This window comes from Rosistilla ulvae, assembly GCF_007741475.1.
Taxonomy (GTDB): domain Bacteria; phylum Planctomycetota; class Planctomycetia; order Pirellulales; family Pirellulaceae; genus Rosistilla; species Rosistilla ulvae.
On sequence record NZ_CP036261.1, the window covers coordinates 5,315,731 to 5,338,515 of the forward strand.

Here is a 22,785-nt window from a genome sequence, read left to right on the forward strand (position 1 = left end):
CGAGAGTGAAAATCGTGAAGGATCAACGCCACGAGGGATGATATCGACCATGCCACGTGCTGGCTAAAAGACGTTAGCCTGTCTTTGGATGGTCGCGGCGGGCAAAGAGTTCCCCCCGGCCGCGATTTTTTCCCAGCCCAAGGAATCGCTTGGGCTGCCATCCCGATTTGCTATCGCAGCGGCGGGCAGGACTGCCGCTTTGCTAAGCTTGAGGAGCGTGAGCTGGCTGCAACAACTGGCCGCCGACAGCGACATATTGCTTGGCCACCTCTTCGACCGTGTCGTGGATCTGTTGCTCGGTGTGCTCCGACGTGATGAAGAATCGCAGCCGCGCCGCAGCTTCTTCGACCGCAGGATAGAGAATCGGTTGCACATTGATCCCCGCTTCGAACAACGCGTGCGACAGCTTGAGTGCCAACAGCGAATTGCCGGTGATCACCGGGACGACTGGCGTGCCACAGCTTTGACCGGTGTTCAATCCATGAGCCTGAGCCTCGCGGACGAACTGGTTGCTGCGTTCCTTCAGCCTTGCAACCCGCTGCGGTTCGGCTTTCAGCACTCGCAGCGAAGCCAGCGCCGCCGCTGTCGATGCCGGTGGCAGACCGACGCTGTAGACAAAACCGGGAGCTGTGTACTGCAGGTATTCGACCAATTCAGCACAGCCGGCGATGTAGCCGCCGCAGCTGCCAAACGATTTGCTGAGCGTTCCCATCCAGATGTCGACCGATTTTGGATCGACACCAAAATGTTCAGCCATCCCGCGACCGGTCGCTCCCATCGTGCCGATACTGTGCGCTTCGTCGACCATCAACAGACACTTATGTCGCTGTTTGATTTCGACAAACTTGGGCAGGTCGGGGAAGTCGCCGTCCATGCTGTAGACGCCCTCGATGACCACCAACACGCGGCGATATTGGCCGCGGACCTCGGTCAGTGCTCGATCGAGCGCTTCGAAATCATTGTGCTCAAACGGACGCCGGCGGGCTCCCGACAGGAGCGCTCCCTGGATGATACTGTTGTGCGACAGAGCGTCGTGCAAAATCAGATCGCCCGGCCCGACCAGGTGTCCGATCGTCGTCTCGTTAGTGCTATGACCGCCGACAAAAACGACCGAAGCTTCGACGCCAACCCAGTCGGCAATTTCGCGTTCCAGTTCGCCGTGGATCGTCTTGTTTCCCGAAACCAGTCGGCTGGCGCTGACGCTGGTTCCGAACCGCTCCACCGCCTCAGTCGATGCCCGCGTGACCTCAGGATCGCCCGACATGCCCAGATAGTTGTAACTGGCGAAGCTGATCAGATCGCGACCGTCGATTCGCGTCGTATCGCGAGTCAGCCCTTCGTGGACGGTGAAATACGGGTTGGGCAACCCTGTGATCATCAACGTCTGCTCGGTCTGCTTCAACCGTTTGTATTCGGGGAACAGAGCAAACGTGTAGTCTTCGGGTTTGACCTCCCGCAACGGAAGATCGGCTTGCTCCGAAGCCGCCGCGAGGATGTCGATCGGATTGCAATCCAGGTGCTCGCGAATCGCAAGAGCCACCTCGGCAATCGTCTCCATTTCCTGGAGCGCTTCGTCGGGGAAACGCCCGCCGAAAATCTTCTCCAGCGAATGCGCGATCTCGAGCCGTTCGAGGCTATCGAGTCCCAGATCGATCGCGATGTTGGTATCTTCGGACAGCTCGCCCGCTCGCTCTCGCGCGATCGCTTTGACTTCGCGAATCACAACCGAGACGATCTCTGGCGAAACCTGTTCGCTAGCCAATCGTGGACGCTTGGGCTGAGCGTGGCTCGTGCTACCTTGCAGCGGTTCGTGCGATTCCCATCGCGACCAACTGCCGACGATCTTCAGTTCGTTCGCCCGGATCATGTCGAGACATGCGTGTCGCTGGATCTTGCCGCTACTGGTCTTGGGAACCGAACCGGCGCGGACCATATAGATCGCGTCCGGCGGCAACTCGTGTTCGGCCGTAACCGCTTTGCGGATGCGATCGATCTCGGCGTTCCAATCGTGGTTTCGGATCCGCACGGTTTCGGCAACGATCATCAACTGCTCGCGGCCCATGAAGTCCATCGCCATCGCCGCAACCGCACCGCTCTGCACGACATCCGATGCCTGCTCGCAGGTCAGTTCGATATCTTGCGGGTAGCGATTGACGCCTCGCACGATGATCATGTCTTTCAGCCGGCCGGTGACATACAGTTGGCCTTCGTGCATGAAACCGAGATCGCCCGTTCGCAGGAAGGGCCCCTGCCCATCAGCGGTCGAGGCACCGAAGACAGCTCGCGTCTTGGCGTCGTCGTTCCAATAACCTTTGCCCACACTGGGGCTCTGCACCCAGACCTCGCCAATTTTCGCCGGTTCCAGAAGTTGGAAGGAATCGGGATCGACGATCTCGACGCGTTCCCCTGGGATCACCTCGCCGCATCCGACCAGCGCTCGCGCGTCGTCATCCTCGGCAGTGACCTGCTTGACTTGTAAGTTGTTCAATCCATCGGCCGAGAAATGGCTGACGACCGGCTGCCCCTTCGGGCCTCCGGTGACGATCAACGTCGTTTCGGCCATTCCATAACAGGGCAGAAACGCATCGCGGCGGAAGCCAGCGCTGGCAAACTTCTCTGCAAACGCATCGATCGTGGTCGGACGGACTGGTTCGGCACCGTTGAAGGCGACTTCCCAACCCGACAGATCCAAGGTGGCGATCTCTTCGGGCGTCACTTTTTCAACGCACAACTGATAGGCAAAGTTGGGGCCGCCCGAGATGGAGACCTTGTATTTGCTGATCATCTGCAACCAGCGAACTGGTTTTTGCAGGAACGCCATCGGGCTCATCAAGACGTTCGGGCGACCGTAGAACAGCGGCTTCAGCACGCCGCCGACCAAGCCCATGTCGTGATAGGTCGGCAGCCACGATGCACCCGATCCGGCGCGGGTCGGGGTGAAGGCGTGAACGATGTATTCGCAGTTGGCGATCAGGTTGCCATGCGTCAGCATCACACCCTTGGGATCACCGGTCGACCCCGATGTGTATTGCAGCATCGCGATGTCGTTTGCCGCGATCGTCGGCATCTTCCAAGCATCGATGGCGGCATTGGAAGGATCGTCGCTGGCGATCATCTCGATCGCCGAAAGGTCGGCGGCTTGATCTTTGTTGCTGTAGATCTGTTCGATCACCGAAGCTATCGATAGCGCAAACCCGGCTCCAGAATCTTTGGAGATCGAATGGATTCGCGTCGCCTTGCGGTTGCGACGCGGCGGATAGGCGGGAACCGCGGTCGCACCGGCTGCGTGGCAGGCGAAAAATCCGACGACAAATTCCAGCCCAGGAGGATACAACAGCAGCACGCGGCCACCCGTCGCACCTCGCTGTTGCAGGTGACCGGCCAGCGCGCGGACCCGCTCCCACAACTGGGCATAGGTCAACATCGCATCGTCATCTTCACCGTCGGTGTAATAGAAGGCCGGCGCATCGGGTTGCTGCTCGGTCCAATAGCGAAGGATCTCGACAAAATTCGAACGGGGCGGATTGTAGGGGGCGAAAAAGCTTTCCAGATTCACAGTGCAGGATTCCGTTACGCTTTGATGTTCATTGGGAGCAGCCGCGTGCTGACCTCGAGGTCAGCAAATTAACGTCTCAGACGCGTGGGGCTGTGCTGCGTAAAAAGGGGTCGTGTTTTGGGATAATGACAATTATGTCTCGCAATCCAAAACCACGGGAGGGCAGTGAATTCAATTCAATTCGCGTGGCAGCACGTTTGGGGGTGCCAACGCACCGCAGTTGCCGTATGGGGAGATTCGTTCGGTCGGCAAAAATCGACCGACACGAACCACCTAAAGATACACCATTTATCGGCAGCGAGGCGCAGTTTCTGCGGGCTGTAACCCGTTTCTACCCCCTGCAGTGCGAAACGTTGCCCCGCCAAGTCGTCTCAACTGCCTATTTCATCGCCACGATTCAGGATCTATTTTGCCTGTTTCAGCTTTTCGCGAATCTTCACCAACCGCTCAGCCAATTCCTGCTCAAATCCTCGCCCCGAGGGTTCATAAAATTCGCGATCGATCCCCAAATAGTCCATCGCGGCAACACCATCGTCATGATTATGGGCGTACAAATAGCCCTCGCCATGCCCCAAATCTTTTGCTCCCTGGTAGTGTTTGTCGCGCAGCGCAACCGGGACGGGAACCAAGTCTCCCTGCCGAACCTCGGTTCGAGCGTTGCCGATCGCCGTGGTTGCCGAGTTACTCTTGGGAGCCAACGCGAGATAGATCACGGTTTGGCTGAGCGTTAGTTGACACTCGGGCAGCCCGATGAATTCGCACGCCTGCATCGCAGCGACCGCAAGCGGCAGCGCCTGCGGATCGGCATTGCCGATGTCTTCGCTGGCCAAGATGACCAACCGCCGGCATAAAAAGCGAACGTCTTCGCCCCCTTCGAGCATCCGAGCCAACCAATACAGCGACGCATTGGGATCGCTGCCACGGAGGCTTTTGATCAGCGCGCTCGCCATATCGTAGTGCTCGTCTCCGGTGCCATCGTACCGAATCGATTTCTGTTGCAGCGATTCGCTCGCCAACTTCAGATCGAACCGGACCGGCCGATCGGCACTGCTCAGCACCCCGATCTCCAAAGCCCCCAGCGCTTTCCGAGCGTCCCCTTCGACCATCGTGGCGATATATTGCAACGCCTCGTCGTCCGCCTCGATCGGAATATCCCCTAGGCCCCGCTGTGGCGTTCGGATCGCCCGCTGCAGCAGATCGACGATCTCCGCATTGCTTAACGGTTCGAACTGGAAGACTTGCGAACGGCTGATCAACGCCGCGTTGATCGCAAAATAGGGATTACTGGTCGTCGCCCCAACCAGCGTCACAATCCCCGCCTCGACGTCGGGCAACAGCGCGTCCTGCTGCGATTTATTGAAGCGATGGATCTCATCGATAAACAGAATCGGCCGCGGCGCACCTGCCGATACGTCGTCGCGAGCCTGCGACAGGACCTCGCGGAGCTCTTTCACACCCGACAAAACAGCGCTCAACGAATGGAAGCGACCACCGGTTTCGTGAGCCAACAGTTCGGCAAGCGTCGTCTTCCCCGTACCCGGCGGGCCAAAGAACAAGATCGAACCGAGCTGCCGCGCGTCGATCATCCGACGCAGCAACTTACCTTCTCCAAGCAACTGCTCCTGGCCAGCGAATTCGGTCAGCTGACGCGGACGCATCCGCGCCGCAAGCGGTTTATTGGCTTCCAAGTGGTCCGCTTCGGCTTCATCAAACAGCGACATCAGATCGTTTTGTGGGGTTCGAGAAAACGCGATGCGGCTGCGGCCAGTCGGTGAGGCCCCGGGCCCAACGGCGATCCGGATCACCGTGGCGCAGCACCCAGCCATCGCAAATCCCAGTATCTCAAATGTTGGCCAGCAAAGTAACAGGACGCCGCGGGCAATCCGTGGTTGTGTGAAGCTAGGCCTGAAGAGAGGCTTTGATCGAGTCGCTTTGGCTTCTGCTCACGTTCCTTCTGCCGCCGCGACTTGGAGGCCCGCGCATTCGGAACGATCCACCGAATGGAATTCTCGATTTGCCCTGTTCGGAAAGGGGCGTTGTTGACCCAATTCCGACTTCTCGGTACGCTACGGCATTGTTTTTAACCACCAACCACATTTTGTGTACCAGGGATTTCCGAGAATGTCAGGATCCGAAAGAAGACGCGAACTGCGTCGTCGTCGCCATCGCAGAAAGCAAGTTGCCAAGCTGACGGTTAAGGCTGGAAAGTCGGGCCCCGCTGAAAAGCTGGAAATCGCTCGCAAACTGCGTCGCCTGACACCTGGTGCCGAAATTTTGATCGAACGTTTGAGCCTGGTCTCCTAGTACCTGGGCAACGCTCCAATATTTGCTTGGGGTTGGGTGGTCAGCACCGTCTGACCGCTTGGTTCCGTAGATCGGCTGGAGCTTCCATTGCGACAGCTTTCGATCGCGCGAGCTGGTCGTTCTGAATTACCAACGTGGTAACGCTAACGCTATCGGAACTCAGCATGCTCGCCGGTGAAATCTACCAACCCAATTCGATTCGTTTGATCGATGTGCCCGCTGCCGCGACAGCTTCGGATGTCCCAGCGGGTCAAATTCTGTTTGAGCCTCAGTTGGCCTGCCTGTGTGGCAGCGACCTTCTGTATTACGAGGCCGACAATCCCGGCTACATGCCTCACGTCGGCCAATCGCTGCACGAGATGATCGGCCGCGTTGTCGAGACGACGGGCGACAAGTTTGCCGTCGGCGATCGGGTGCTCGCTGTGCCGATCGAACACTACGGTTTCTATGGCCGCTACTGGGTCGATCAAGCCCGCGCGGTTGCCGTCGATCCGCGTTGCAGCGATGCCGCTGCCGTGCTGGCTCAGCCGTTGGGAACGGTTCTGTTTGCGCTCCGCCGGATTCCGTCGGTGCTCGCGCGCCGCGTGATGCTGTTTGGCGCCGGACCGATGGGCCAGTTGTTCATTCGCGTTTTGAAGTTGTTTGGTGCCGCGGAGATCATCGTTGTCGATCCGGTACGCGATCGCTTGGATCTCGCGTTGGCCGGCGGTGCGACTCAGGTGATCCATGGCACCGCGGCCCAAGCGGCTGCCGAAGCTGCCTCGATGCCCGGTGGCGGTCCCGATCTGGTGATCGAAGCGGTTGGGCATCGTCAACAAGTACTCAACGAATGTATCGCCGCATGCCGCCCCGAAGGGGAGATCCTGTTTTTTGGCGTGCCGCCGATCGAAGCGAACGGGATCAAGCTGAAGGAGATGTTCTGGAAGAATCTGCGGATGTACACCAGCGTCGGCCCCAGCTTTGAGATCGATTTCTCGCTGGCGATGAAAATGGTCGCCGAGCGGACGATCGATGTCGAACCGTTGGTATCGCATCGGATGCCGATCGATCAGATCCAAGAAGCGTACGACATGTTTGCCACGCGACGCGAGGGAGCGATGAAGGTCTTCCTCGATTTCCCCGCGTACCAAGCATGACCCAAGCCGTCTTCTCCCACGTTCCGCAACGCATCGTTTCGGGAGGCCAAACGGGAGTGGACCGCGGAGCGTTGGATGCGGCGATCGCGCTCGGAATCCCGCATGGCGGATGGTGTCCGCGCGGCCGGTTGTCAGAGGACGGCCAGATCCCCGCTCGCTACGATCTGACCGAACACGCGTCCCCGCGTTACAAAGACCGCACGCTGCAGAACGTCCTCGACAGCGATGCCACTCTGATCCTCTACTGCGACACGCTGCGCGGTGGCACGCGATTGACGCAGCGGTACGCAGTCGATGCGGGCAAGCCGCAGCTAGCGGTCGCAATCGACGACGAATGGTCGGTCGAAAGCCTCCACCGTTGGCTGTACCAGTATCAACCTCTGACGCTGAATATCGCCGGTCCGCGAGAGAGCAATTTTCCTGGCGTGCAGGTGCTCAGCTGCGAAGCCGTCTTGCGGATTTTCGCCTCCAGCCACTGACGCCGATCGCTCTTACGACAGCATCAACCAACAAAAGGTTGTGATGACACAGACGGCGATCAAGTTCAGCACCAATCCCGTGCGAGCCATCACGCCAGTCGAAAGCCCACCGGCACCGTAGACGATCGTATTGGGAGCGGTTGCGACCGGCAGCATGAAGGCGCAACTGGCGCTAATCGTTCCCGGGATCATGATCATTTCCGCTGGCACATCGGCGGCGATCGCCGTGCTCGCGAGGATCGGTAACAGCAATGCGGTCGTTGCCGTGCCGCTGGTGATCTCGGTTAGGAAGGTGACCAACAAACAGACGCCGCCGATCACCAGGATCGGTGGCATCGAGGCGAGTACCGCCAGCGAGTCGCCGATCACTGTGGAAAGTCCCGAGGCGTCGAAGCCTTTGGCCAACGCAAGCCCGCCGCCGAACAACAGCAGGATGCCCCAAGGGATCCGCTCCGCCGTCTCCCAATCCAACAGCGGGCCCTTCACCTCGCCGCCTGAAGGGATGATGAACAGAGCGAGCGTCGCCGCCAATGCGACGGTCGAATCGCCGACCAGCGATGTGATTCCACCGGCGTCGTTGGGCGTCGTCGCTCCGATCCAATACGACCAACCGTCAAACGGCGTCGTCCGCGTGATCCAAGCCAAGGCGGTCAGGCCGAAGACGATCAGGACGCGGACCTCCGCACTTCGCCAAGCGCCGACGTCGGGCATCTCGAAGATGGCGTCGGACTTCAGATTGCGGGTCAGCCACAGCCAGATGATCGGCAACAAAATCGCGACGATCGGCACCGCGATGACCATCCAGTCAACAAAGGCCAGCGAGCGGCCGAGCTTCTCTTCATAGAAGCCCATGAACATCGCGTTGGGCGGAGTCCCGACGGGCGTTCCCATGCCGCCGACCGATGCGGAATAAGCGATTCCCAACAGCAGGGGAACTCGCAAACCGTTGCAGGCGTGACGTTCCAGCACCGCCATCGCGATTGGCAGCATCATCAGCGTCGTGGCGGTGTTGCTGATCCACATCGACAGCATCGCCGTGGCCAGCATGAAGCCCAGCACGATCCGCCGCTCGCCGCGGCCTCCCACCGCGCGGACCATAATCATCGCCAGCCGCCGGTGAGCTCCGCTGCGTTCCATCGCCGCCGACAGCAGAAACCCGCCCATCAGCAACAGGATCATCGTATGCCCATACGCTGTCGCGACGGTCCGATGGTCTAGAACGCCGGTCATAGGAAAGACGATAAACGGCAGCAGTGCTGTCGCGGCGATCGGCAGGACTTCAAAGATCCACCACATAGCGCACAGCGTTGCCGTCGCGGCACACCAGCATGCCGGGGCTTCAAGACCGGCAAAAGAACAGCCGGCACCCACCAGAGCCGCAACGATCACGCCGCCAGGCAGCATGATCGATTTCGGGCAAGAGAACATCATCGAGAGATCGGGGGTTGAATAGGATATAACGCCCGATCAATCGGCGGTCGCGGTCGCAGCGGTCTTGCTGCGATCGGCCGACATCGCGCGCCGGGCGATCAGTTCGCTGGCGGCGACGTTCCCGCATCGCTTCACTGCAATGCGTTCAATTGAACCAGTTCCTTCGGGCCAAGGTCGCCATTGGCCTCAATAGCCCGGCGTTCCAACTCTGGATCGACAAGATTGTAGTGCACATCGCGTTGGCGTGCCTGGTACCCAATCTCTTCGATCGATTCGCGAATCCGACGCAGCGATTGGTAGTGAACCGTCCCCGCTTCGGCGACAACATTCTCTTCGATCATCAAGCTGCCCATGTCGTTGGCGCCGTACAGCAACGCCAGCTGGCCGATCTTTGAGCCCTGCGTCACCCAGCTGCTTTGAATGTTGGGAATGTTGTCTAAGAACAGCCGCGCGACAGCTTGCATCTTCAGATATTCAAACGATCCCGCCGGCGCGACGTGATCCATCTCGGTATGTTCGGGTTGGAAAGTCCAGCAGATGAAGGCTGTGAAGCCGCCGGTTTCATCCTGCAGCTGACGCAAGCGGTCGAGGTGTTCGATCCGTTCGGCGAGCGTTTCGACATGCCCAAACATCATCGTGGCCGAACTGATACCGCCCAGTTCGTGCCACACTCGCATCACGTTCAACCAGTCGTCGGTCATCACTTTGCCACGCGTGATCTCCGACCGCACGCGGTCGACAAGAATCTCGGCACCGCCGCCGGGCAAGCTTCCCAAACCGGCTGCCTTCAGGCGACTCAAGACCTCTCGCAACGACAGGTTGTTGATCTTCGTGAAGTGATGGATCTCGGGAGGGCTGAAGCCGTGGACGTTGATGCTGGGGTAGTTCGAGACGATGTCCTGCAGCAGTTCCTCGTACCAATCGAGCTTGTACTTCGGGTGCAGGCCGCCTTGCATCAGAATCTGATTACCGCCCAGTTGCACCGTCTCGGCCACTTTTTGCAGCAGTTCCTCACGCGGCAAGACATAGCCTTCGTCGCTCTTCGGTCCCCGATAGAACGCGCAGAAATCGCAGACCGCGGTGCAGACGTTTGTGTAGTTGATGTTGCGATCGATGTTGTAGGTTCGATACGGCTCGGGATGCAGACGCCGCGTGATCGCGTCGGCCGCCGCACCCAATTTGGCCAGCGACAGGTCGTCGGTCTGCAACAGATGCAATCCTTCCTCGAAACTGATCCGCTCGCCCGCGACCGCTTTGTCGAGTATCGCTTGCGTATTGGTTTGAGGTTGCGTCGTCGATCCGCTGGACATGGGAACCTTTCTTCTGCGTTGGTCGTTGCGTTGAAGGAGATGGATTTTTATGAAGGGAATCGTTCATTTCGGCCGAGCCATCGGCTGGACGATCGTCTAAGAAGCGATCAGCCCCAGTTTGGTCGCTTCGCTGCGGTACAGTTCCAGCCCTTGGCGTTCTTCGTCGCCGAGGGTGAAGTGGAGATAACGGGAAAGATACGCGAAACAGTCGCTGACTGTCAGCCCATGCGTCCCCGCGTGTTCGGTCGCCAGTTGTTGCAAGTGCTCCATCCCCGCGTCGCGGCAGTGCTGCAACGCGTCGGCGAGTTCGCGATGGTCGACGCCGCGGCGGCCGATCCACATCGCAAACACAAACGGCAGCTTGCTCCAACTGCACCAGCGATCCCCAAGGTCCCAGATCTCTTGATACAGTCCCGTCGTCGGGTGCATCGCCCGATCGCCGATCAATAACACGGCGTCGGTCGAAAGGGTATCGGGGCTGGCATCGATCGGCAGCGGATGCAGTTCGGGGGTCAGACCGTACTGTTGCTTCAGCAGCACTTGGACCAGCGCCGCACTGGTGCGGCTCCCTTCATCCAACGCGAGCGTCTTGATCTCGGGGACCGGCACGCGGCTCAACAGTCGCACGCTCCAAACCGGTCCGCGACAGGCGATGCAGGCGTCCGAAACGATTTCGTAATCGTCGGCGTGACGGAAATATTCGACCGAAGGAATCAGGGCGACATCCAATTGTCCGGCGTGCAATTGATCGGCCAATCGGCTGGGAAGATCGAAGACAACCTCCGCTCCCGGCAACCGCTGCTGGATTCCATAGACCAACGGCTTGGTGTTCAGATAAGAGACCGCACCGATGCGAAGTTTGTCCATGGAAGCGTCAGTTTTGGGTAAGGCAAGCGTGGGGATGGGATCGTGACGGCGGCGGATCGCGCGGCCGCAAGCCGCTGCAATGCTCCAGCCCGACGTCACATTAACCGCACAGCTCGCCTTCCTTTAACACCTCGTGGAAGCCGAGCGTCCGCCAGACTTCGGGAACGTCGACCAGCACCGACGTGGCTTTGCCATTCTTGGGGTGGCGGAAGACGATTCGGCGGGCATGCAAAGCGATCGGGCGTTTGCGTGGCTCCGTTGATTGTGGCCCAAAATCGATTTGACTGCCATACAGGCTATCGCCGACGATCGGAAATCCACGGTGCGCCGCCTGCAGTCGAATCTGGTGGGTGCGACCGGTTTCCAGCCCGATCCGCAAGCAGGAGAGTTCGCCCACGCTGGCCAGCAGCTCATAATTTAAGATCGCTTGCTTCGCCTCGGGGTGCTCCGCGTCGACGATCTCCGCCTCGGCGCGGTCCGAAATTTTCCGCATCCAGTCGCGCCAAGTCCCCGTCGGTTCGGTGGGCGTTCCGGAGACGATCGCGACGTAGGTCTTTTCGATCTTCCGCGATTGGAATTGAGCGCAGAACTGCTTCGTCGCCGATCGCGTCTTGCCGATCAGGACCGCTCCGCTGACCGGGCGGTCGATGCGATGAGGCATCCCCACGTAAGGCGATTCTTCGCCGCTCCGCTGTTTGAAAAACTCCAGCAGCTGGATCTCCAGCGATTCGACGCCTCGAGCGGCGGTCGTCAGCAGCCCATTGGGCTTGTTCACCACCAGCGCGTAATTGTCTTCCCAGATAACGTCCATCGTCGCTCCACCGGTCTCTTTCTAAGGTACAAGCACCGAGAAGTCGGCGAAGCGTTGATAGATCAGCAGCACGATCGCGATCAGCACCAAGCCGGCGGGGACCGCAAAACGCCATGGGGTCATGTCGACGGCCCCCACATCCTCTTGCACAAACTCCGTTTCACGCGGCCAGATTTCGCCGATCACCAGCATCAGGATCACCAACCAAGCGAAGACGCATCCCAGGAAATGGAACTCGTGCATCGACGCGACGATCTTGTCGAACGGTTCGACAAAGTAGCCGACCGCGATGATGCCGAAGCCCGCCAGCAGAGCGATCTTCGCGGCCGACGCGGGGACGCGGCGGGAGAGCATTCCCACCAACACGACGGCAAAGATCGGAATGAAATACATCCCGTTCATCTTCTGGAGGAAGCCGAAGATGCTGTCCGTTTGAGCCAACAGCGGTGCGATCGCCATCGCAATCACAGCCACGATCCAGCCGAAGATCTTGCCCGAACGAACGACCTGGGCTTCGGTGGCATCCTTGCGAAGCACGCTCTTGTAAAGTCCCAGGCTGAACAGCGTGCAGGAACTGTTGAGCGCCGAATTAAAGCTCGACAAGATCGCGCCGATCATCGCCGCAGCAAAAAATCCGGTCAGGTGCGCGGGCAACACGCGGTTGACCAACATCCCGTACGCTTGGTCGGCTTTGATGTCCTCGCCGCTGAAAATGTGGTAGGCGATCATGCCGGGGATGACCAAATAGAGCGGGCCGAGCAACTTCAGGGCACCGGTCAACAGCACACCTTTTTGTCCTTCGGCGAGGCTGCTGGCACCAAACGTTCGCTGGATGATCTGTTGGTTGGTGGTCCAGTAGAACAGATTCAGCAGGAAGATCCCCGAGAAGATCGTGCTGAAGGGGACCGAGGATTCGGGGCCGCCGACCGAATTGAAACGCTCGCGCTGTTGATCCATCAGCAATTCCGCCCCTTTGGCGATCCCATCGCCATCGCCGATCTGAGCCAACGCGTATCCGGTGATCATAAAACCGCCGACCAGCAATCCGATGCCGTTGATCGTGTCGGAGACCGCGACGGTTCGCAGCCCGCCGAACAGTGCGTAGATCGAACCGATGATTCCGACTGCCCAAACGATCAACCACAACGCAAACGAATCGGTCGACATCCCGACCCGCTCGGGCAGATCGCCTAACATCGACGGAACGTCCAGGATCCCAATCATCCCAGTCGCTCCGCTGTACAAAATGATCGGCAACAAGATCCCGACGTAAGCGACCAAGAAGATCAGGTTCGTGATCACCTGGGTCGTGTGGTCGAAGCGGATCTCGAGGTACTGCGGCACCGTGGCGACGCCGCTCTTCAAAAAGCGAGGCAGGAAAAACCAAGCCATGAAGACAAGTGCCACCACGCAGACGACTTCCCAAACCATCACGCACAAGCCGTCGTTAAAAGCGGCTCCATTGAGTCCCACCATCTGCTCGGTCGACAGGTTGGTCAGCAGCAACGAACCGGCGATCAAGGGGAACGTCAGCGAGCGGCCACCTAAAAAGTAGCCGCTGCTGGTGGCGTGGTCATCTTTGTGCGTGATCCACCAAGTGATCAGACCGACAAGTCCAGTGAAGAACAAAAACGAAAGGATCGTGACCATGGATGGAACGCGGGTTGTGGAGGCGAAGCAGTCGTTGGGAGCCCAAGTGGGGCTGAATTCTAACGCTTCTTCGCTTTCCGTGCAGGGGCGTCCAACGGGATCAAGGGGAAGATCTTCGAAGGCGTTCGGACCGCTTCCATCTGCTGCGCTAATTGGGCAACCAATTCGGGATGCTCCGCGGCGATGTTGTTCTGTTCGCCGCTGTCCTCGCGAATATTGTACAGCTCGATCTCCAAATTCCCTTTACTCATGTTCTGCCGAACCGCTTTAAAGTCGCCGACGCGGATCGTCTGCTGGCCGCCATAGCTAGGGAATTCGCGATACAAATAGGGACGTTCTTCCTGCGATTTTCCCAACAGCGTCGGGGCGATGCTGATCCCATCCAAGCCCTCTGGAACGTCTTCCGGTTTGCCGATCAGCTCCATCAGCGTCGGGATCCAGTCTTCGAATCCGCTGACATAATCGCTCTGCGATCCCGCCGGGATCTTGCCGGGCCAACGGACAAGCGTCGGCACGCGAACGCCTCCTTCGTACAGCGAGCCCTTCAAGCCGCGCAGTTCACCAACGCTGCGGAAGAACGTGTAATCGACCTCTTTGCCCAGATGTGTCGTGCCGTTGTCGCTGCTGAAGATGACGATCGTGTTGTCGCTCAGCTGCAGTTCGTCCAACAGGTTCAAGATGTTGCCGATGTAGCGATCCATCCGAGTGATCATCGCCGCATATGCCGCTCGCGGCGTGAAGTGAGGCGTGTACCCATATCCGCCATCGCGGACAAACGGCGGATCCTGCCAGCCCAAATCGTGATACTGTTTCAGCTCTTCATCGGGAACGTGCAACGCGACGTGCGGAATCACTGTCGGGTAATACAAGAAGAACGGTTTATCTTTGTTGTCCTTCACAAACTGTAACGCCTGCGCGTTGATGCGGTCGGGCGCGTAATCCTGTCCCTTGAAACGAGCGTAGCTGGCCGGATCGCTGGGGTCGTCGCCATCGGCAAACCCGATGTGGCCGGAGACCGGAGGATGGTTGTTCAGTTTGACATGTTGGTCGTCGTCCCAAAGGTAAGACGGATAGTAACTGTGGGCGTGCGATTGGCAGTTGTATCCGAAGAAGCGTTGAACTCCCTGACGCAGCGGCTCTCCAGAGGAATCGGGACCGCCGAGTCCCCATTTCCCAAACGCTCCGGTGGCGTAGCCTTCGCCCGAAAGCAATTCAGCGAGCGTGATGTCGCTGTCGGGGATCGGCCATTGCCCTTCGGGCGGCGTCGATTTGTTGCTCCGCACCACGGCATGGCCGGGATGTTTTCCGGTCATCAACACGCATCGCGACGGGGCGCAGACGGCGTTGCCCGAGTAGTGCTGAGTCAGTCGCATCCCTTGCTTCGCGAGTTTGTCCAGATGCGGCGTCTTGATTAATTGCTGCCCAAAGCTGCCGAGTTCGCGATAGCCGAGGTCGTCGGCAAGGATAAAGACAACGTTCGGTGGCGTTGGCGAATCGGCTGCGGCAAGCGAAGTCGTCACCCACAGCATCGCCACTGCGGCCAACAGACTCTTGCAAGACATCAGCGTGCACAGCTGCGATTTAGTCGCGCGGGAGCGGGTGTCGCGCGAGAATCCTGGATCGACGATCGAAGGCATGGGGAGTTCCTGAACAGAGGTCGCGGGCGGGATGCCTTACATTGTCTTTCTTCGTATTGGCAAGGTCAACACGATCGTCTCGTTTTTGACTACACTACCTGAAACCCCAGGACGCGCAGGAAATTGATCTTCGATCGAACCTGCGCCCCTAGAATACGCGGACCAGACCATTCCCATTTTCTCTCTAGGAACCCTCCTTCCATGATTCAAGCACAAGATCGACGCGGATTTCTGCGCACCGGTATCGCCGCTGGCGCTGCAGCGCTTTCGCTGGGCAGCCTCGGGCGGACAGCTTTGGCCCAGGCGGCGACGAAGCCTAAGTTTAAGATCTCGCTGGCCGAATGGTCGCTGCATCGCACGATCCGCGGCGGCAAGCTGGACAACTTGCAATTCGCTGAGACTGCCAAAAACGAATTTGGCATCGAGGGGATCGAATATGTAAACCAGTTCTTCAAGGACAAAGCGAAAGACGCGGCGTATCTTGCCGAATTGAACAAGCGAGCGGCGGACAATGGCGTCACGCAACTGTTGATCATGATCGACGGCGAAGGCCGATTGGGCGATCCCGACGAAAAGAAGCGAACGCAAGCTGTCGAGAACCATTACAAGTGGGTCGAAGCTGCCAAGGAACTCGGCTGCCACAGCGTTCGCGTCAACGCCGGCAGTTCGGGCGAATACAAAGAACAGCAGAAATTGGCATCCGATGGTCTTCGCCGTTTGAGCGAATTTGCCAAGCCGCACGGCTTGAACGTGATCGTGGAAAACCACGGTGGCCTGTCGTCCAACGGCAAATGGCTCGCGGGCACGATCGAGATGGTCGGCTTGGATAACTGCGGCACCCTGCCCGACTTCGGCAACTTCTATATCAATCGCGGAACCGGCGAAAAATACGACAACTACCTTGGGACCGAGGAGTTGATGCCTTTCGCAAAGGCTGTCAGCGCCAAGGCACACAAGTTCGACGACCAGGGGAACGAAGCCAATCTGGACTACGCTCGCTTGATGAAGATCGTCTTGGACACCGGTTACGACGGATGGGTCGGAATCGAATGGGAAGGCGGAACGCCGGATGAATACGAAGGTATTCGATTGACCAAGAAGCTGCTGGAACGCTTCCAATAAGAAAGGCCGTCGGCCCGCCGTATTAGGCGACGGCAGACACGCCACCATCGACTCTGGCAGGGATTCGCCTGCCAGAGCATTGGTTGGGCAACAGCGTGGCGATTAGGCCATCAGTTGCTTGATCTCTTCGGGGCTGAACTTCTTTTCCATGCGGGCGCCCAACTGCGACACGATTCGGCTGGCCGCATGCGACCCCAAGTGGCCGGCTTGTTTCCACGACATGCCGTTGGTGATGCCGTACAACACGCCGCCGGCATACATGTCGCCAGCTCCCGTGGTGTCGATCGCCTCGGTCGCGACACCTTCGATCGGGAACGATTCACCGCCGTGCATGATGATCGATCCGTTGGCCCCTAAGGTCATCGCAACGTTTTCGCAGTGCTTGTGAATCTCTGCGGCACAGGCGATTGGATCGGTTAGCTTGGTCAGGCTCTTCGCTTCTTCTTCGTTGCAGAAGAACAGGTCGACGGGACCTTCGATCAGGCTCCAGATCTCGTCTCGCATCGTGTTTACCAAAAAAGGATCCGATGCGGTGAAGGCAACTTTGACGTTGTTCCGCTTGGCACAATCGATCGCCTTGTAAGCAGCCGCCTTGGTCGATTCGCCGGTCAATAGATAACCTTCGACGTACAGGTACTTGGCCTGTGCGATTTCGGCTTCATCGATATCAGCTTCGCTGAGCGTGATCGAGACGCCGAGATTGGTCAGCATCGTTCGCTGTGCGTCTTCGCTGATCAAGACCGCACAGGTTCCGGTCGGTCCCGATGCCGCAGGGGCAACTTCGATCGAAATTCCCAGATCACGCATGTCCTTCAAAAAGAAGTCGCCGACCTCATCGCCGCTGACCTTTCCCGCGTAGGCGACCTTGCCGCCAAAGTCGGCGATTCCGACGATCGTGTTTGCTGCCGATCCGCCGGCACAGCGGTTCAACGAAACGTCGCCCAAACTCGACAGCACGCTTTGCTGTTGGATGTCGTCGACTAGCGTCATGATCCCTTTGTCAAATCCTGTCGCGGCCAAGACTTGGTCGCTGACGCGGGCTTGAATATCTACCAAGGCGTTTCCAACGCCGTATACGTCGTACTTCATTGTCATTTGTTTGGGTTGAAAGGATGCGAAGAAAGCCGGTTCGCGGGTGGGCGATCATCGCGAGCGCAACAAACCGGGCGACCGCCGAACGGGTGTCCGGAGAGGTTTGTTTATAACGCTTGAGGCCGACTAGCGGCACCTGTCCAACGCAAACCGGCGGCAGTGGGAGAGCTTGCTGCGGTTGAGAGAATGAAAATTTCGACTTCGCGGCCAGCGATCCACCGCGTGCGAATAGCGCAAGCCGTTCAGGACTTTTGCATTGCCGAGGCGATGCTTTGCGGTTTGCAGAGCAGCTTTTTATCGTTCGCCGCGCGACCACATTTCAGGCAGACGTGCGTCGGTTGATCGATCAAACGTACGTACATCCCGATCTCACCACGCAATGATTTTTTTAGTTTGCAGAGTTCTTTGGCCATCGACAGGATCTCATTTCGTAAGGATTAGTTTGCCTTGGCGGGTCTTGCGCAAGCGGTATGTGATCCCGTCCAGCTCGATCCAAACCTCCTGCCGATCACCCGATAGCGTGGAAAACTCAAATACTTTGGGCAGGATCGCCGCTCCGCCGAGATTGGCGAGGTCGACGGGATCGGTAGGCGAGTCCATTGCGTAGGGTCCGATTGACGGCGGGAAGTCTCGATTCTTGGAAACCGTTGCAACCGCACTGCTGCGGGTGGCTACAAAAATCATTTACGCTGCCATTGTTGTGAAAAATCACATCCCACGCAAGACAGTAATGATACTGATTCTCATTAAATTCATTTTTGGGGCGTTGCTTTTCAGAGCGATGGGATCGCTACTGGGCAGGATAGGTAAGCGGTGCACGCCATTCGACTCGCTGGCTCTGGGCAACGGGCTGCGTGGGTGGGTGGGATTAAGGAGACTTGGCAATTGATTCCGAATTGTCGCAATGGGAGATCGCGTTTTAACAATTTCAACGCCAAGCCTAGGCATTGCGTGTTCCCGTGGAGCGGCCCGAGACGATTCCGAGACATACGCTTTTGTAGATAACAAAGGTGTTCACTGTTTCACGTACGTTCTTCCAAGGATGGGAAACTATAACGATGCGGAAAAGTATTTTGGGTGCGCTGTCGATCGCCCTGGCGATTGCCACACAACACAGCGCCTTGTTAGCTGACAACCCCGCCAGCTGGTCTGGTTCCGGTTGCGATGCCGGAATGATTTGTGGTGATGGTTGCAACGGCAGCCAAAGCGCAGGTTGCGACGGATGCGGTGCCGGCTGCAATGGTGGCCTCGGTGCAGGTTGCGATGGATGTGGTTCCGGTTGCAACGGTGGCCTCGGTGCCGGCTGTGATGGATGTGGTTCCGGTTGCGGCATGGGCGGACTGTTTTGCGACAGTGCTGGCGGCGACAGTTGCTGTGCCGACGGCCTGTTCGGGCTGGGATTGCTGGGAGGAAATCACAGCGGTTGGAACATTTCGGGTTGGGTCGATGCCGGCTTCATCGGAAACACGTCGAGCCCTGACAGCAAGTTCAACGGGCCCTACAACGCTGTCGACCGTAGCAACGAAGGGATGTTGAACCAGCTGTACATGATCGTCGAGAAACGCCTGCCCCGTTACGGCGCTGGCATCGGCGGCCGCGTTGATATTCTCTACGGCGAAGATTACCTGTTGGCTCAGTCCAACGGTTTGGAACGCCGCGACGATGGATCGGCGCGCTGGAACGGCGAATATTATGGCCTGGCATTGCCACAAGCCTATGTCTCGATGGGAAACGAGGACGTCTCGCTGCAGGTCGGTCACTTCTATTCGGTCGTCGGTTATGAAGGAGTCATGGCCCCCGATAACTTCTTCTACAGCAAATCCTACAGCTACCAATTCGCTGGCCCGTTCACTCACTGGGGGGCCCAGCTGAACGTCCGTCCAACCGACGCGTTGAGCTTTAACCTGGGTATTCACAACGGCTGGGATTCGTTGGACCGCGAAAGCGACAAACCTGGCTTCATTGGGAAGGTCCGCTACGATTCGCAGTCGAGCAAGGCGTGGACTTCGTTTGCCATCACGACGGGCGATTCAAACAACGACTTGGCGGGCGTCGCGCTGAATCCCGACTTCACCAATCGCACCCGCTACAGCTGGTTGGTGGCGTTGCCAGTAACCAAACGCTTGGACTACGTCTTCCATCACTGGTTGGGCTTCCAAGAGGAAGGCGCCCCCGACGGCGGTCGCGCCGATTGGTACGGCATCGACCAATACCTAACCTACAGCTTCAGCGACTGTGTGAAGGGTGCGTTGCGGTTCGAATGGTTCCGCGACGAAGAGGGAACACGCGTCGGTTTGAACCGATCCAGCAACCCCAACAATCCGCCATTTGTGGGCGATTTCTACAGCCTGTCGGCCGGTTTGAATCTGGCCGTTTCCAAGAGCCTGACGATTCGCCCCGAACTGCGCGCCGATTGGTTCGATGGCACTGCCGTCCGCCAACCGTTTGACGATGGCAACGACGACAACCAGTTCATGCTGGGAATCGACGCCATCTTGCGAATCTAAGACGAATCTCACTCGGATTCGTAAAACGCGCGAGCCGCAGGATGTAGGGCCAAGCCTTGCCATTCTGCGGCTTGTTGACGTGTGATCATTCGCGGCACGGAGATTTCGCTCCGGTAGAGTGCTTCGAGCGTTGCGGTCACCAGCACCGCTGGCGAGTTGCGACGCGTCGCCAGGAACGCAGTCGTGCCAACGGTCGCGATCCCGTCGGCCGGCAAGTCGGCCGCTGGATAATCGGCCGGCAAGATCTGCAGCGGTCGCAGTGTCGGATGATCCAACGAGATATTTAAAGGATCTTCGACAGCAAGCAACTGGAATTGTTGGCTCTGCAATGCAGCGGCCATGATCTTACTGCCGCGAGCGACGCAAGCGATCGACAACGGAATCGTCGCGTCGCCTTGCGATTGCTGAAACGGTTGGTAGACGATCTCGATATCGCTTTCGGCTAGACCTAGCGAATCGAATAACATGTGCGCCGCCAGTTGAGATCCACTTCCCTGCCCGCCGATCGCAACGCGGTGACCAGCAACTTCGGCGAACCGATCGATTGCGGCATCGCGGCGAGCAAGCAGATGGACAGCTTCATAATACAGCGGTGCGATCACGCTTACCTGTTCCCCACGGACCGCGCTAGCTTGCAGGATCGCGAGGTCGACATCGCCGGCAAGCAGGTGTTCCAGGTTTTCGACCGATCCTTGGGTTTGAATCGCAACGACCGGGCGATCGACAGCTTGATGCAGTCGATCCGCCAGTTCGCCAGCAACCTCTGCGTAGACGTCTCCCGCCGGACCGCCGGCGATCTTCGGCTCCGATGGCAAGCGGTCGTGCAGCATCCGAGCACCAAACAATCCGGCGGCCAGGAGCATCGGCAGCGACAACACAAACAGCAGCATCGTCGATTGAAAGCGTCGATGGCTGTCGGATGTATGCATCAACCGCCGACCGATCAACGCGGCGAAGATCGGCACTTCGGACAGCCAATCGAGCCCGCGTTGCAGCGAAGTGCGAGGCCGAGCCTTGATCGGTTGATCGTTCAAGAAGCGGTCGAGATCTTCGGCCAACGCTTCGGCCGACGCGTAACGCTGCTGGGGTTCTTTTTGCAAACACTTCTCGATGATCGTATCGAGATCCTCCGGGGCATCGCACAGCGAACGGAGCGCTGGCGCCGGCCGATGGATCACCTGCATCAACGTCTGCATCACCGAATCGGTAACAAACGGCGGCCGACCGGTGATCAATGCAAACAGGATCGCGCCGAGAGAGTAGACGTCCGATTGCGGGCAGGTCGCTTCGTGGTCGCCGCTTGCCTGTTCGGGAGCCATGTAGTTGGGCGTCCCGATCGCCGCGCCGCTGTTCGTCAGACTGCTCTCGGCATCGACGTGTTTCGCCAATCCAAAATCGGTCACGTGCACTTGATCGTAAGCATCGATCAAGACGTTGCCCGGTTTCAGATCGCGATGTAGCAGCCCACGTTGATGGGCATGATGGATCGCCGCGGCGACATCGCGAACGTACCGCGCCGCCTCGCGACAGTCCTGCGGCCCGTCGTCGACCTTCTTCGACAGATCGAAGCCCTCGACGTAGTCCATCGAAAAATAGTAATGCCCCGATTCGAGACCAAAATGATGCACGGTGACGATATTGGGATGCTTCAGCTTTGCCGCCGCTTTGGCTTCGGAGCAGAAACGCTTGATCTCATCGCGGCCGGCCAGCACGCCCGACCGAATCATCTTCACGGCAACCGGACGATCGAGATTCTTCTGATGACCAAGGTAGACGACTCCCATCCCGCCGCGTCCGAGCACGCTCTCGAGAACGTAGTCCCCCATTTCAAAGGGCAACTGCGGACCGGCACCTTCCCCTGGAACCGGCGTGATCGCCAGCGTGGCTTCGAGATCGTCGCCGATGCTGTCGATCCGCACTCCCGCTCGCGTATCGGCTGCCGGATCGGCGTTTTCGCTGGCGACATTGGACCCGGCCAACTGTTCGATCAGATCGGCGGCATCCAACAGTTCGGAGAGCTGCGATTTCAGATCGGGAAATCGCTCGATAAAGTCGGCTCGACTGTCCGACCCGCCCGCATCGCGTGCTTTCAAATACGCAACAAATGCCTCGTCGATCGGATCGGGGAGATCGGACTCCTCCGGCTCGTTGGAACTTGTTTGATCAGGCATCCCCGTTTTACCGCTCTCAATTCACGAATTGATTCATTCACGTGTTCGTATTGTGGACCAGACTATTGGCTCTCGTCCAACAGAATTTCCCGCAGCCGCTTCAGCCCCCGCTTCAACAGCCCGCCAACCGCCATCTCCGTCTTGCCGACCGCTTCGCTGATCTCTTTCATGTTCAGCCCTTCCATGTACCGCAGCTTGATCGCCGCCGCCTGCATCTCGGGCAATTGATCCAGCGCGTCCAGCAGCGCCTGTGAAGTCTCCGCCCGCATGATCTGTTGGCTGGGGCTGGTCGTGCTGCCCGCCAATTGCCCCGCCAGTCCCGGCCCACGCGACGAATCGTTGGCCAGCCGAACTTCGTGAGCGACCGAGCGTTTCTGAGTGATCACGTGCCGAGCCACCGCCGACGCGAGGTTGTTCCGCAGGATGTTGCGGATCCAAACGACAAACGCCGCCGGTTCCTGGCCTCGAAACGCGGGAAGGTCGCGTTGGGCTTCCATGAACGTGATCTGAACCAGATCGGCCGGATCGATCCGTTGCCGCAACCGATCGTCGAGATAGCGGTGGGCCAAAATCCACAGATAGCTGCGATACTGTTCCAGCAGCTCGCCAAAGGCGTCGGCATCCCCTTCGCGGGCCCGATCGAGCAGAAATTGAGTGGTGGATTGGGACAAAACTGTGGCTCGCTGACCGACGTCAAATCGAAAGATCCGAG

General features: G+C 58.6%; 18 protein-coding genes. 5 read left to right on the plus strand and 13 right to left on the minus strand.

Annotated features, from left to right (window positions below):
* Window positions 1-202: 202 nt before the first annotated feature.
* Together EC9_RS18705 and EC9_RS18710 are read right to left on the minus strand one after the other, a co-directional pair.
* Window positions 203-3,556 (minus strand): aminotransferase class I/II-fold pyridoxal phosphate-dependent enzyme, encoded by a 3,354-nt coding sequence (locus EC9_RS18705; protein ID WP_145347611.1) that lies wholly within the window; start codon window positions 3,554-3,556, stop codon window positions 203-205.
* A 404-nt stretch (window positions 3,557-3,960) separates the two neighbouring features.
* Entirely contained in the window at window positions 3,961-5,277 is a 1,317-nt protein-coding gene (locus EC9_RS18710; RefSeq protein ID WP_145347613.1) for a replication-associated recombination protein A, read from the minus strand.
* A 400-nt stretch (window positions 5,278-5,677) separates the two neighbouring features.
* On the opposite strand from EC9_RS18710, the gene EC9_RS18715 reads away from it, so the two are divergent.
* The 3 genes from EC9_RS18715 to EC9_RS18725 all read left to right on the plus strand — a co-directional run bounded on the left by EC9_RS18715 (window position 5,678) and on the right by EC9_RS18725 (window position 7,475).
* Window positions 5,678-5,860 (plus strand): DUF6800 family protein, encoded by a 183-nt coding sequence (locus EC9_RS18715; RefSeq protein ID WP_145347615.1) that lies wholly within the window; start codon window positions 5,678-5,680, stop codon window positions 5,858-5,860.
* A gap of 134 nt (window positions 5,861-5,994) precedes the next feature.
* Window positions 5,995-6,996 carry a zinc-dependent alcohol dehydrogenase gene (locus EC9_RS18720; protein WP_145347617.1) on the plus strand — a complete coding sequence of 334 codons (1,002 nt, stop codon included), beginning with the start codon at window positions 5,995-5,997 and terminating at the stop codon, window positions 6,994-6,996.
* The gene (locus EC9_RS18725) at window positions 6,993-7,475 is read left to right on the plus strand and encodes a putative molybdenum carrier protein (protein WP_145347618.1); all 483 of its coding nucleotides are present in this window, start codon (window positions 6,993-6,995) and stop codon (window positions 7,473-7,475) included. Before EC9_RS18720 ends, EC9_RS18725 begins: the two co-directional genes overlap by 4 nt.
* A gap of 12 nt (window positions 7,476-7,487) precedes the next feature.
* Here EC9_RS18725 and EC9_RS18730 read toward each other — a convergent pair whose 3' ends face one another.
* The 6 genes from EC9_RS18730 to EC9_RS18755 all read right to left on the minus strand — a co-directional run bounded on the left by EC9_RS18730 (window position 7,488) and on the right by EC9_RS18755 (window position 15,181).
* A complete protein-coding gene (locus EC9_RS18730; protein ID WP_246105765.1) occupies window positions 7,488-8,906 on the minus strand; it encodes an SLC13 family permease in 1,419 nt (472 codons plus the stop codon).
* Between the two features lie 131 nt (window positions 8,907-9,037).
* Window positions 9,038-10,216 (minus strand): cyclic dehypoxanthinyl futalosine synthase, encoded by a 1,179-nt coding sequence (gene mqnC / locus EC9_RS18735; protein WP_145347620.1) that lies wholly within the window; start codon window positions 10,214-10,216, stop codon window positions 9,038-9,040.
* A 96-nt stretch (window positions 10,217-10,312) separates the two neighbouring features.
* The gene (locus EC9_RS18740) at window positions 10,313-11,083 is read right to left on the minus strand and encodes a menaquinone biosynthetic enzyme MqnA/MqnD family protein (protein WP_145347622.1); all 771 of its coding nucleotides are present in this window, start codon (window positions 11,081-11,083) and stop codon (window positions 10,313-10,315) included.
* Between the two features lie 100 nt (window positions 11,084-11,183).
* Complete coding sequence (locus EC9_RS18745; protein ID WP_145347624.1) at window positions 11,184-11,894, minus strand: RluA family pseudouridine synthase; 711 nt, start codon at window positions 11,892-11,894, stop codon at window positions 11,184-11,186.
* A gap of 21 nt (window positions 11,895-11,915) precedes the next feature.
* The gene (locus tag EC9_RS18750) at window positions 11,916-13,544 is read right to left on the minus strand and encodes a solute:sodium symporter family transporter (protein ID WP_145347626.1); all 1,629 of its coding nucleotides are present in this window, start codon (window positions 13,542-13,544) and stop codon (window positions 11,916-11,918) included.
* 59 nt (window positions 13,545-13,603) lie between these two features.
* Window positions 13,604-15,181 carry an arylsulfatase gene (locus EC9_RS18755; RefSeq protein ID WP_246105766.1) on the minus strand — a complete coding sequence of 526 codons (1,578 nt, stop codon included), beginning with the start codon at window positions 15,179-15,181 and terminating at the stop codon, window positions 13,604-13,606.
* Between the two features lie 201 nt (window positions 15,182-15,382).
* On the opposite strand from EC9_RS18755, the gene EC9_RS18760 reads away from it, so the two are divergent.
* Entirely contained in the window at window positions 15,383-16,303 is a 921-nt protein-coding gene (locus EC9_RS18760) for a sugar phosphate isomerase/epimerase family protein (protein WP_145347628.1), read from the plus strand.
* Between the two features lie 102 nt (window positions 16,304-16,405).
* On the opposite strand, the gene EC9_RS18765 is transcribed toward EC9_RS18760, so the two are convergent.
* The 3 genes from EC9_RS18765 to hemP all read right to left on the minus strand — a co-directional run bounded on the left by EC9_RS18765 (window position 16,406) and on the right by hemP (window position 17,995).
* Entirely contained in the window at window positions 16,406-17,392 is a 987-nt protein-coding gene (locus EC9_RS18765) for an adenosine kinase (protein ID WP_145347630.1), read from the minus strand.
* A 245-nt stretch (window positions 17,393-17,637) separates the two neighbouring features.
* Entirely contained in the window at window positions 17,638-17,808 is a 171-nt protein-coding gene (locus EC9_RS26620; RefSeq protein WP_218934255.1) for a hypothetical protein, read from the minus strand.
* 10 nt (window positions 17,809-17,818) lie between these two features.
* The gene (gene hemP / locus EC9_RS18770; RefSeq protein ID WP_145347632.1) at window positions 17,819-17,995 is read right to left on the minus strand and encodes a hemin uptake protein HemP; all 177 of its coding nucleotides are present in this window, start codon (window positions 17,993-17,995) and stop codon (window positions 17,819-17,821) included.
* A 458-nt stretch (window positions 17,996-18,453) separates the two neighbouring features.
* Here hemP and EC9_RS18775 point away from each other — a divergent pair, with 458 nt between their 5' ends.
* Entirely contained in the window at window positions 18,454-19,902 is a 1,449-nt protein-coding gene (locus tag EC9_RS18775) for an outer membrane beta-barrel protein (protein ID WP_145347634.1), read from the plus strand.
* 8 nt (window positions 19,903-19,910) lie between these two features.
* Here the strand turns inward: EC9_RS18775 and EC9_RS18780 are convergent, their stop codons facing one another.
* Window positions 19,911-22,073, minus strand: coding sequence for a serine/threonine-protein kinase (locus EC9_RS18780; RefSeq protein WP_145347636.1), 2,163 nt, complete (start codon window positions 22,071-22,073; stop codon window positions 19,911-19,913).
* A 62-nt stretch (window positions 22,074-22,135) separates the two neighbouring features.
* Window positions 22,136-22,744 carry a sigma-70 family RNA polymerase sigma factor gene (locus EC9_RS18785; protein ID WP_145099210.1) on the minus strand — a complete coding sequence of 203 codons (609 nt, stop codon included), beginning with the start codon at window positions 22,742-22,744 and terminating at the stop codon, window positions 22,136-22,138.
* Between the last annotated feature and the right edge of the window lie 41 nt (window positions 22,745-22,785).